This is a genomic window from Chryseobacterium taiwanense (assembly GCF_000813825.1).
Lineage (GTDB): Bacteria > Bacteroidota > Bacteroidia > Flavobacteriales > Weeksellaceae > Chryseobacterium > Chryseobacterium taiwanense.
In genome coordinates, this window is sequence record NZ_JWTA01000014.1 from 1 (window position 1) to 12481 (window position 12481).

Here is a 12481-nt window from a genome sequence, read left to right on the forward strand (position 1 = left end):
AAAAATAGTTGCAAGTTCAGTTAATTTATTTAAGCAATTTTTAAGTTAATTTATATATTCATTCCCTGAATTATTTCTATTTTTGGGAAAATAACGTTTTAGAGTTATGAATAAAAAATCAAGACTTGGATTAAGTTGTGCAATCGTTTGCATTACTGCGAATTTTATAGATGCACAAACTTCTATTCAGGTGAAAAATACTCAGGATTTTGCACGAAATGAAGTGGTTGCGATTCCGGTGGGCCACTTGAAGTCGTTTTTAGGGAAAAATAAAGAGTCAGATCTTAGAATTAAGGATGCTCAAAATAATTATCTTACGATTCAGTGGATGGATAACAATGGAGACGGGAAGAGTGATGAACTGCTTTTTCAAGCGAAAGTGGAAGGGAAAAAGACTACTTTTTATACTATTGTTGCGGATGGAAAAACTCAGATACCGGTAAGTAATGTGACTACATATTCAAGGTTGGTTCCTGAACGTGTGGATGATTATACTTGGGAAAATGATAAAATTGCATTCCGAGTGTATGGCCCGAAAGGACAACAGGAGGCTTTGGCTGGAGTAAAAGGTAGTACGCTTTCAAGTGGAGTGGATATTTGGCTGAAAAGAACTGATAAATCAATCATTAACGAATGGTATAAAGGATATTTGACTGATCCGATGTATTATCACAGAGATACGAGAGGAGAAGGTTATGATCCTTATCAAGTAGGAGACAGTCGTGGAACAGGAGGAATTGGAATCTGGAAAGATGAAAAGCTTCAGGTTTCGCAAAATTTCGTCACCTCCAAAACAATCGCAGAGGGCCCGTTGAGAACGGTCTTTGAATTAACTTATAATCCATGGAGTGAGTTTGGAGTGAAGGAAACAAAGAGAATTTCTCTGGATCTGGGTTCTAATTTTTCAAAATTTGAATCGACTTTTGAAGCTGAAAAGCCGGTTCCGAATTATACGATCGGAATTACGCTTCATAAGAATGAAGGGGAAGCAAAGCTGAATGATAAAAACGGGTATTATTTGCATTGGGAGAAAATTGATGATGCTTTTGTGGGAGAAGGAATAGTTGTTGATCCTAATATCGTAGAAAAATCAATGGCTTTTAAATCTGAAATTCCGGATCAGAGTAATTTGTTGGTTGTTACAAAACCTCAAAAAAAACTGACTTATTATGCCGGATTTACATGGCAGAAAAGCGGACAAATTCAAACACAGAAAGATTGGGAAAATATGTTGCAAAAACAGGCTCAGATTATAGCAAATCCTTTAGAAATAAAGGTTAAATAATATTTTAAGGATGAAATTAAAAATATACGTATTCGCTTTTGGGTTAACTGCCGTTAACCTTTCCGCTCAGGTAAAAGATACTTTAGCAGAAAAAATGTTGATCTATCAGCTTCCAATTGGAGGTTGGGGAAAACAGCTGGAAGATAAATCTGTAGTCAATTACAGTTTACCGTTAGATAAAGATCTTTTAAGAAAAATAAAATCTACAGGGGATGATCATGCAACCATTGATAATAATGCCACTTCAAAGGAAATTAATGCTTTGATCAAGGCATATTCAACGACAAAAAATCCTGAATATTTGAAAGCGGCAGAAAAAGGAATCAGCTATCTTCTTTTAATGCAGTATAAAAACGGAGGTTTTCCGCAATATTATCCGAATACAGGGTTGTATAGAAAGCAGGTGACATACAATGACAATGCGATGATTAATGCTTTGACGGTGTTGTACAATGTAGCGGAAGGTAAAAATGATTTCGATGTTGTCGATTCAAAATTAAAAGAAAAATCAAAAGATGCGGTTAAAAGAGGAATTGACTGTATTTTAAAAACTCAGGTATTACAAAAAGGAACTCCGACCATTTGGGGAGATCAGTATAACGAAGTGACTTTACAACCCGATAAAGCCAGAGCTTTCGAACCGATTTCGTTGGCAACAGGAGAGTCAGTTGGGATTGTACGTTTTTTAATGTTGCAGTCAGTAACTCCCGAAGTTGAAAAATCAATAAAATCTGCGGTAAAATGGTTTAGACAAAATAAAATTGAAGGCTATAGCTACAATGTTTCAAAAGTGAACGGAAAAGCTGTCCGAACGTTGACGGAAGATAAAAAATCTGTAATCTGGGCGAGATTTTATGACGTTAACAATAACAAACCTCTTTTTGGAGACCGAGATGGAAGTGTAAAATATAATTACAATGAAGTTTCGGAAGAAAGAAGAAATGGGTACAGTTGGTATGGTGATTTTGCAGAGAAACTCTTAGGAAAAGAATATCCAAAATGGTTGGAAAAAAATAAAATTTCTGATAACTAGTTCATTTAGGTTCTCGGAATATTTAGTAAAAAAAGAGCTTATTAAAAATAAAAAAAGACTGAGAAATTTCTCAGTCTTTCTTGTTTTTATAGTGTTTAATTATAAAGAATTACAGATGTTTCCTGTAAGAGTTGCACCAGCATTGGCTGTTACGTCAGACTTTACAGATGATAAAGATAAAGTCGGGATAGAATATGGTGGAGTAAATGCTGTTCCGCTTCCTGCCGTATTTCCTGTAACATTCGTAAAAGTGTTGTTTGAAGTCACAGTTACTGCGGTGTATCCGCTCATTAAATTGATAGGCTCTTTTACATTTTCAAAAACGTTTCCGTCTACACGAATGTTAGCCTGAACTCCTGCTGCAATACATTTATTGCTTACGGTGCTGTTGAAATAGCTGTTCACGATATGGATTTTTCCAAATCTCACTCTTGGCATACGCTCTCTGCATCCCGGAGCCCACCAGCAACGAACGAATGTTACATTTAGTTTTCCTACATCTGTTGTAGAGGAATCGCTGGAACCGATAAGATTAGAGAATCTGTGGTCGTCTGTTCCGCCTGAACCTCCTGCTTTCGGAGCTTTTAAATAATGAAATTTAGTATAAGAAACCGTGATATAATCCGATTTGTTTTTAATGTCGAAATTCCCGTCAACACCATCTCTGAATTCACAGTGATCGATCCAAACATTTCGGCAATCATCTAAAATAGCGTTGTCCCAACCGTCTGTATCATAGGCTCCCGGTCCTTCAAAAATCAGATTTCTGATAACGATATTGTCACATCTTTTAATGTTGATAATTCCTGAACCGTCTTTTGTCTGATCGGTAGACACCAATTTTGCACCACTTGTTCCGTAGATTGTTTTTCCACTCTGATCCTGAAATGATAAACGTGCTGTGATGGTAATGGTTCCGGTTACTTTGATCACTTTTACGGCGGTATTTTCAATAGCTGCTTTTAGTTGAGCATACGTGGTAACTGTTGTTTCTGCAGCGGTTCCGCCTCCAGTTGTTCCCCCGTTTTGAGAAGCCCATCCCGGAGCAACGCAATTCGCTAAAGGAACAACTGCATTGGTCTCAAGAATGTCATTCATGGTAAGGCTGTTCGGATTTTCTGTAAGATCAGTTTTGATGTCTTCCTGTCCGCATCCGGTTAAGGCAAAAGTTGAGCTCAGAGCTACCATCAGAATGGCAGCTTTCAATGTTTTTTTCATAGTAATAATTTTGTTGTTATTTGATACAGGTGTAAAATTATATATTTAATATGTAAATGTTTTATATTTTAACATATTAATATTTATATAATTATAATGTTATTAATTTAATTAATTCAATCGGTTGCATTTTATTATTTATTTAAAATATTTGAATAAAATGAGTTTTTTAAATAAAATTCCTGCAAATCTCAAAATTAACAGAAAATAATCTATGTAATTTTGAAATCTATGGGAGATTTACGTTTTATTATTTGTTAAATAGTATTTATTTAAGCCATTCCCAGCGTTTTGCCCAATCAAGAAGAATATCGTTTTTCCATTTAACAATTGTTTTTCCACCTTGGTATTTTCCTTCAAAAAGAGCGGGATCAGACTGATCTGTAAACCAAGTGTTGCCTAATGGATAATCTGTGTTGTGCTGTTTTCCCGGCCAAAGATTGACAATGTTTAATTTTCCTTCATGATTGTTAAGTTCCGGAATATCGGAAACAAATTTATAGTTAAGAGTTTCTGTGGCTTTAGGAGCATATTTCAAAGCGTAATTTCCATCTCCGAGATAAGAACCGGGCCATTTTTGAATATCTTTCTTATGCATCGTTTCCATATAAAAAGGAACTTTTCCTGAATTTTCCTTTAATAGAGGACCTTTAAAATGAAATTCAATTAATGAGCAAAATGCAATATCGTCAGAAGTTCCTTTTATACCGTCAACAATAATGTTCGGACTGTATTTTATTTTTTCAAAACTTCCACCCCAGCTTTCTCCGGTGGGATCTTCAGGGTTTCCATTCATCAAATAAAAAAGAGAAGGACTGTCACCCATTTTCACCTCACCATTGTAGTAATTTTTGAAGTCTTTTCCCATCGCTCCATATCCTTTGATGTAATGGTCATAATATTCCGTACTTTTCAGAATATTGGGGTCATCATTTTTAGAGAAGAAAGAATAATAGGTAGAATTGACTTCAATAAACCAGAGATCAGGAAAATTCTTCACAAGATAAGAATAGGAATTGGCACTCCATTTTTTATTGGGTCCGCCGATCCAGTAGATTTTAATCTTATTCTTAATATCAGGTGCATCATGTAAAGCCTGAGCAACATCTTCCAAACCACCCCAAACCAAAACCCATAATGGTTGAGCAGATTTTTTTCTGGCGGACTTTACAATCCATTCCGAACCTTCCGTTGATTTTGAAAACCCTTCGAAAGGCGCATTTCCACGTAACCCTTGTTTTGAAATTGAACGAAGATAGGATGGGGAAGGAAAGCCTGAACTGTGTTTTTTTAGTTTTGGTAAGTCTTTTTCGTAAAGATTAATCATTTTTACAATTTCTTCCTTGCTACCATCTCCGAAAGATGGAGAGGAAACCAACCCTTCAATATTGAATTTATCAGCATACATTAATAGATGGGTCATTGATTGATTGTCATCCGGATCTGTACCTCCGATATCTGTACTTATGAGTATTCTTGGTTTTTCTGCAATTGATTTTTGCGCTTTAATACCAATAATACTGCAAGTAATGATCAGTAAGTGAATGATTTTCTTCATGATGGTAATAAAATTTGATAGGAGAGGTTGGAGTCTAAGAGTTTCTTAAAATCGGAGCTAATTTTTTTAACGCAAAGTTTTTTTTTAATACTGTATATTAAAGTGAGCCAAGAAAATAATCAACAAGTTGATTTGATGAAGCTATGTTTTCCACGCTTCGCGAAGCAAATTTTATTTGTCTTTGCCTTCTAAAATAATATTTAGCATCAATATAATCTTTGCGTTAAAAATCAATAAGGTATTTCCGTTGCTATACATCTAGGAAAAGCAAAACTTTATTTCACTTCAAAAGTATACGTTCCTCCTTTCTCCGTAGCAAAATCAAAAACCTGAGTTTCGGGAACCGAATATCCTTTTAATTGAGCTTTCTCTGAAACTAAAGGTGTTTTAATAGAATTTACCTGATAGTATTCGTTTGGATTTTCCCCTTTTGCTGAGGTTAAATTTGTTTTAGATTTTAAGTTTAAATTCTTTGCCACTCTGATTCTCACATTTCCTCCCAGAGTAGATCTTAGAACCAATTTTGTTAATTTAGAATTTTTCCAGTCAATATCAATTTCAAAACCGCCTCTTGCTTTCAGTCCTTTTACAGAACCATTAGGTAAAGCATCCGGAAGTGCCGGTAAAATGTAAAGATACCCATCATAGCTTTGTAATAACATCTCTGCAATACCTGAAGTACAGCCAAAATTTCCATCAATCTGGAAAGGGGGATGCGCATCTAAAAGATTGGGATACGTTCCTCCGGACTGACCTTTGGTTTCCATCGGTGCGGGAGTCAATTGATCTGAAATTAATTTAAAAGCACGGTTTCCATCCAGTAATCTTGCCCACCAATTCACTTTCCATCCCATTGACCAACCTGTAGATTTATCTCCTCTGTAGGTCATTGAATTTTTTGCAGCTTCTGTAAGATCAGGATTTCTGAACGGAGAGATTTGTCCGGAAGGGAAGAGGCCGTAAAGATGCGAAATATGTCTGTGTTTATCGTCGGTTCTGTCCATATCTTTCAGCCATTCCTGCAATTGAGCGTGTTGCCCAATCTGCATAGGCGGAAGTTTGCTTAAAGCTGATTTTACTTCCTCCGAAAGATTTTTAGCTTCATTTAAAATTTTTGAAGCATTGATGAAATTATTAAAAACATCAAAAACCAATTGATTGTCCATGGTTGTTCCGGCTGTAATTCCGACGCTCTTCATATACGTGTTTTCAGGAGACATAGAAGGGGAAACAACAAGGTATTGTTTGGAAGGATCCTGCTGAAGAACATCCAGATAAAATAAAGCGCAACCTTTTAAAGCGGCGTAGTTTTTCTTTAAAAATTCTTTATCTCCGGAATATAAATAATGATTCCAGATATGCTGTGTTAACCAAGCTCCGCCCATTGGCCACATTCCGTAGAAACCACCGTCAACAATTCCTGTGATTCGCCATAGATCGGTGTTGTGATGCATATTCCAGCCTCTTGCGTGATACATTTCTTTTGCAGATTCCTGTCCCGTTACCGACAGATCCTGAATCATGTCGAATAAAGGTTCATGCATTTCACTCAGATTCGTATTTTCCGCAGGCCAGTAATTCATTTCCGTGTTGATGTTCACGGTATATTTACTGTCCCAAGCCGGATTCAACTGGTAATTCCAGATTCCCTGAAGATTGGCGGGCTGAGTTCCCTGTTGTGAAGACGAGATTAAAAGGTAGCGCCCGAACTGGAAATATAAAGCTACCAAATCGGGATCGCTCGAAGTTCCGAATTCTTTGATTCTGATATCGGTTGTCTTTTTCGCCTGTTCAGAAGTTCCCAGATCTAAGCTTACCCGTTTGAAGTATTTCTGGTATTTTTCAATGTGAGCCTTTAGCTCAGTATCATATTTTTTGTTTAAAGCGGATTGTAAATATTCTGAAACTCTTGCATCAGGATTTCCGGAAAGGTCATTGTACTTTTTGAAATTCGTTGCAATAGAAACATAAATTACCACTTCATCAGCTCCGGAAATTTCTAATTGATCTTTTGTTGAGGTTAATTTTCCTCCTTTCAACACAGGAAAAGCGACCGTTTTAAAATTGATTTTTCCGGTTTTATTATCCACAGAACCACTTGTTCCATTGATGACTAATTGGTTTTTCTCTGTGAAAATAGATTTCTGTAAGTGTGGAGTAGAAGCATTTATGGAGAAGTTTAAACTGCCTTTTTTGCTGGAAGAAAGTTTGATGATAATCACATTATCCACAAAAGAGGAGAAGATCTCACGTTTGAAAGTTACCCCATTTACTTCATAAGAAACGGCGCTGAGTGCTTTTTCAATATCTAAAGACCTGTTGTAGTTTTTCACTTTTTCATGTCCTTTAAAATCTAAAAACAAATCGCCCATCGTCTGATAAGGCATTCCGTAATTTAAATCTTTCGGAGCCTGTCTTGGATATGTTCTGTTGGAAACATTTTGTGCTTCCTGAAATTTACTTTCATTCAACAGTTTTCTGATTTTCTGTATACTGTCGAAGGTGTTTTTCGGAACATTATTTCCCGGTTCTCCTGCCCAGATTGTTTCTTCGTTGAGCTGTAGATGTTCCTGAGAAGCACCTCCGAAAACCATAGCTCCTAACTTTCCGTTTCCGATCGGTAAAGCTTCGTTCCAGTTTTCTGCCGGCTTGTTGTACATCAGTTTTAAATTCTGCTGTGCATGAACCGAAACCGAAATAATGGTTCCGCAAGCCAGCAAAAATATTTTATGTTGAATGATCTTCAGCATTTTTAGATTATATGAAAATTTTAAAATTACTCATTACTTATTGCCAATCGTTTTCAGCCAGTCAGAGCACAGTTTTTTCCAGTTATCTGTCAGTTCAGATTTGTTGGTGATTCCGATATTATGCTCTCCTTCAGGAAAAATGAACAGGGCTCCTTTTACTTTATTTTTAATCATAGCTTCATAATATAGTATACTGTTAATAACCGGAACGGCGGGGTCATTTTGTGCATGAAACAAAACGGTTGGAGGTGTTTTTTCTGACACCCGGTTTTGCATAGAATATTCTTTGATCTTTTCCTGAGAAGCATTTTCTCCTAAAAGATTGATCCGGCTTCCTTTATGGGCAAATTCTCCCAGATCGATCACCGGAGAAACCAGAATCGCAAAATCCGGAATTGTTGATAAATTTTCCCAATCTCCTTTTAATTCTGTGTAATCTGTTGCGATATTACTTGCCATTGCAGCCAAATGTCCTCCCGCGGAAGTTCCCAACACTCCTATCTGATCAGGAGAAATGCCATATTGATCTGCCTTTTTTCTCAGTAATTTTATGGCCGCCTGAACATCCTGTAAAGGACCGATTTCTCTTTGTTTAAGGTCGGGAGAAGTAGGAAGTCTGTAATTGAGAACAAATGCTGAAATTCCTAAAGTATTCAGCCATTTTGCATATTGAAAACCTCCCAAATCATACGTAAGATGTCTGTAACCACCACCCGGAATGACAATAACTGCCATTTTTTTTCGGTCTTCTTTTGGGGGTAAAAAAGCAAAAAGTTCGGCTTCCTGAATCTGAGTAATCCGTCCTTCTTTTTCTTCTTCAATTTTTAATTGTAATCCCTTCGAATTTGGCATCTGACCTTTTTGCCAAACTGTAATTTTTTCCTGTGCAGAAATATGAAGTGAGAGAAAAATAATGACGATTGAGAATATTTTTTTCATTGTAAATGCTTTTACAAAACAGAATTTGAAACTTTGTTACTTATTATCTATGGTTTTCAGCCAATCAGAACATAATTTTTTCCAATGATCAGTTAATTCCGATTTATTGATCACCCCGATTCTGTGTTCACCTTCAGGAAAGACAAAAAGGGCTCCTTTTACTTTATTTTTAGTCATTGCCTGATAATAAAGCAGACTGTTCATTACGGGAACAGTTTTATCATTTTGGGCATGAAGCAGTAGGGTCGGTGGTGTTTTTTGCGTCACCTGATTCTGCATGGAATATTCTTTGATTTTTTCCTGAATGGCATTTTCGCCCAGAAGGCTGTTGCGGCTTCCGACATGGGCAAATTCTCCCAAATCGATCACGGGAGAAATTAAAATGGCAAAATTCGGTAGAGTAGAAACAGAGGTCCAGTCTCCTTTTAATTCTGTATAATCTGTTGTGATATTACTTGCCATTGCAGCCAAATGTCCTCCTGCGGAAGTTCCCAACACTCCGATCTGATCAGGAAAAATTCCCCATTGGGCTGCATTTTTCCTGATGTATTTTATAGCCGCCTGAATGTCCTGCAACGGAGCCAGCTCTCTTTGTTTGACGTCCGGAGAAATAGGCAGTCTGTAATTAAGAACAAACGCTGAAATTCCTAAAGTATTCAGCCATTTGGCATTTTGAAAACCTCCCTGGTCATAAGTAAGTTTATAATATCCACCTCCCGGAATGACAATCACCGCCATTTTCTTCCGGTCTTCTTTTGGAGGTAAAAAAGCAAAAAGTTCGGTTTCTTTAATCTGAGTGATCGTTCCTTCTTTTTGCTCTTCTATTTTTAAGTTCAGACCTTTGGAATTCGGCATTTCTCCTTTTGGCCAAACATTGATTTTTTCCTGTGCGGATAATTGAATGAAAAGGAAAATGACTAGTAGAAAATTAATTTTTTTCATAACCTTTTGATTTTGGTGAAGTATAGATAAAGCTCATAGGTTACAAAAATCTATGAGCTTTAATTTTTTTAATTAATCTTTAAGGAAATCCTCTCTGAATGGGGTAAAAGCATCAATCAGTTGTCCTGCTTCCAGACATTTTACTCCATGGAAAATATTAGGTTGGGCAAAAAATCCGTCACCCTTTTGCAATATTTTCGTTTCACCATCCACAGTTACTTCAAATTTTCCTTCTGCAACATACGTAATCTGAGAATGAAAATGCTGATGTAAAGCACCAATAGCATCTTTTTCAAATTTTACAATCACCATCATCACCTGAGAATTGTACCCGACAAATTGTCTTGAAACTCCGTCTCCTAAATCTTCCCATTCGGAATTACCGTCAAAGAAGGGGGCTTTTTTGAAATTCATTTTTTGTATGTTTTTGAATTTTAAATCTAAATTATTTATTTAGTTTGTCATTCCGTCGGAATCTAGACTTTGAAAATTCTCTGTTGAATTAATTGGCCTAGATTCTACTCTTTACTTCGTTCCGCTCTGAATGACAAGCTAATTATTTTTCTTTCGCTGATTTTGCAGATTACGCTGATTTTTAAAGTTGTCATCTGTGAAAATCTGTGTAGTTTGTTGGTAACTATTTAATATACTTTTCCAGTCCGATTTTTAAAGTCTTCAGATTTTTCACCGCCAATTTAGCAATAGATTCTGCTCCCAATGTTGATAAATGGGTATCATCATCTTTTCCTTTCGGATAATAAGGATCTTCTCCTTCTTTGTAATGCAGGTGCAGTTTTTTTGAATTTTCAGGACCGTAAGAAACTTCCAGTTGTTCAGTTAATAACTGCATATCTACAAACGGAACTTTCAAATCATTGGCTACCATTCTTACTACCAAAGGATATTCTTTGTGGGTATCGATTAAAACTCCATTTTCATTGAAGTTTCTTCTTACAATAGAAGTCATCAGAATGGGGATCGCTCCTTTTGCTCTGGCTTCGTTCACATATCTTTCCAGATTGGCTCTGTACTGCGTGTAAGGATTGGTGAATTTTGTTGAATCTTTTAATTTCTGGTCATTATGCCCAAACTGAATGATGACAAAATCTCCTTTTTTCAATTGTTTTTCCACTTTATCCCATCTTCCTTCCGTTCTGAAGCTTTTTGAACTTCTTCCGTTCATCGCGTGATTCTGAATTTCAATTCCAGTAGTAAAAAATTGTGGTAACACCTGTCCCCATCCGTGTTCAGGATTTTTATCCGGATTTTCTTTGTTGGCCATGGTGGAATCACCGATTAGGAAAAGGGTTGGTTTTTGTTGTGCAAATAAGAATGTTGCTAAACAAATGCAGAATGTTAAAAGTATTTTTTTCATTTTAAAATAAATTTTTAATTAATATTCTTTTGTCTTGAAACAAAAGAATCAAAAGTTCAAGACTTGAAAAATTCCGCTAAAAATTATTTCTGCTCTCTAAAAATTCTAAAACTCGCGCGAATTCAAGATTTGTCTTTCAGTTAAATTTTTTTATCGCGCTCAAACAGTAGAATCTTCTTAACGTTCACAGAACTAATTTTCTTAACGCTCCATTTTCCTATGTCAATTTAGCTATGCTTATAATTATTCATTGCCTATTACTTATTACTCATGTTTGGGTTCCAGCCGTTGAATATTTTTTCAACAGTATAATTTTTCGACTCTTTTTTGGTCAATTGATGCGACCAGCTCACGCGTTTTGAAGTGTTTCCGCCTTCTCCTTTGCTTCCGGATTCGGCGTAATAAGCAGTCTTTTCTTTATCCGGGAACATTTTGTCACCTTTCCATGGGTTCCAGCCTTCGGGAAGAATGTGTTTTCCCATTTCGGTGTTGATGAAAACAGTTTTCGCGTAAGGTCGCCACGGTCTTCCCAGATAGACTTTGGTGATCCCTTCTTTAGCAATCAATGTACAGTCAAAAAAGACAAAACCATATTGTCTGTCGGCTTCTGTCGCTGCTGCGGTGATATAAGAATCGGCTAAACTTTTAATGGTACAGTTTTTAAAAACAACGGTGGCTTGTCCGAAAATAAAATCAGTCGTTCCTTCGATATAACAGTTTTCAAAATATTGTCTGCTGTGATTGGTTGCGGAATAAATTGTGTCCTGACAACCTAAAATATTGGAGTTTTTAATCACAAAACGGTCACCTTCCACATGGAGAGAAACCGCTTGTCCTTCGTTGCAGGAAGAGTTCTGAATGGTCAGATTACTGATTTTAATATCATCACCCATTACCAGTAAAGTGTAGGAATTGAATGTCGTCATTTTTTCATTAAACGAATCTTTTTTTCCTGAAAAATCATTGTTGGTAATGATAGTATTGTCTTTATTCTCGCCTTCTAAAGTGATTTTATGTTTCGACGAACCAATAATCACTTTTTCATTATACGTTCCGGATTTAATAAAAACCAATGCTTCTCCCGGTCCTAAATCTCTGATGGAGTTTATTGCTTTCTGAATGGTGGTGAAATCTCCGCTTCCGTCTTTGGCAACGGTAATTTTTATGTAGGGTTCATTTCCTGCAAAGAGAAAATTTGCTGCTGAAAGGAGGAGAATTAAAAATAATTTTTTCATAGGTTGAATTATTTTTTTTGACGCAAAGTTTGTTTTTTCTGGTTGCAGATTTTTAGTGAGCAAAGGAGAAATCAATGTATTGATTTTTATTAAGCAGACGCATTATCATTTAGCTTCATCAGCGACTTGTCGCTTTCTTTGCCCTC

The 12481-nt window shown here is 36.3% G+C and carries 10 protein-coding genes; 2 read left to right on the top strand and 8 right to left on the bottom strand.

Features of this window, described 5'->3' with window-relative positions; all coding sequences use genetic code 11:
• Window positions 1-106 precede the first annotated feature (106 nt).
• Window positions 107-1285 carry a DUF4861 family protein gene (locus RM51_RS13775; protein ID WP_039370704.1) on the top strand — a complete coding sequence of 393 codons (1179 nt, stop codon included), beginning with the start codon at window positions 107-109 and terminating at the stop codon, window positions 1283-1285.
• 10 nt (window positions 1286-1295) lie between these two features.
• A complete protein-coding gene (gene pelA / locus RM51_RS13780) occupies window positions 1296-2318 on the top strand; it encodes a pectate lyase (RefSeq protein ID WP_039370706.1) in 1023 nt (340 codons plus the stop codon).
• A 99-nt stretch (window positions 2319-2417) separates the two neighbouring features.
• Here the strand turns inward: pelA and RM51_RS13785 are convergent, their stop codons facing one another.
• The 8 genes from RM51_RS13785 to RM51_RS13820 form a co-directional block, all read right to left on the bottom strand.
• Window positions 2418-3536: a pectate lyase family protein gene (locus tag RM51_RS13785; RefSeq protein WP_039370709.1), complete on the bottom strand. Its 1119-nt coding sequence runs from the start codon at window positions 3534-3536 to the stop codon at window positions 2418-2420.
• A gap of 268 nt (window positions 3537-3804) precedes the next feature.
• Entirely contained in the window at window positions 3805-5094 is a 1290-nt protein-coding gene (locus RM51_RS13790; RefSeq protein ID WP_084111141.1) for a nucleoside hydrolase-like domain-containing protein, read from the bottom strand.
• Between the two features lie 275 nt (window positions 5095-5369).
• A complete protein-coding gene (locus RM51_RS13795) occupies window positions 5370-7844 on the bottom strand; it encodes a glycoside hydrolase family 95 protein (protein WP_039370715.1) in 2475 nt (824 codons plus the stop codon).
• A gap of 33 nt (window positions 7845-7877) precedes the next feature.
• Complete coding sequence (locus RM51_RS13800; RefSeq protein ID WP_039370718.1) at window positions 7878-8783, bottom strand: alpha/beta hydrolase; 906 nt, start codon at window positions 8781-8783, stop codon at window positions 7878-7880.
• A 36-nt stretch (window positions 8784-8819) separates the two neighbouring features.
• Complete coding sequence (locus RM51_RS13805; protein WP_039370721.1) at window positions 8820-9725, bottom strand: alpha/beta hydrolase; 906 nt, start codon at window positions 9723-9725, stop codon at window positions 8820-8822.
• Window positions 9726-9797: 72 nt separating this feature from the next.
• Entirely contained in the window at window positions 9798-10139 is a 342-nt protein-coding gene (locus RM51_RS13810; RefSeq protein WP_039370725.1) for a cupin domain-containing protein, read from the bottom strand.
• Between the two features lie 223 nt (window positions 10140-10362).
• Window positions 10363-11100, bottom strand: a complete 738-nt coding sequence (locus RM51_RS13815; RefSeq protein WP_039370728.1) for a rhamnogalacturonan acetylesterase — start codon at window positions 11098-11100, stop codon at window positions 10363-10365.
• Between the two features lie 257 nt (window positions 11101-11357).
• Entirely contained in the window at window positions 11358-12335 is a 978-nt protein-coding gene (locus RM51_RS13820; RefSeq protein WP_039370731.1) for a pectinesterase family protein, read from the bottom strand.
• Window positions 12336-12481: the final 146 nt, after the last annotated feature.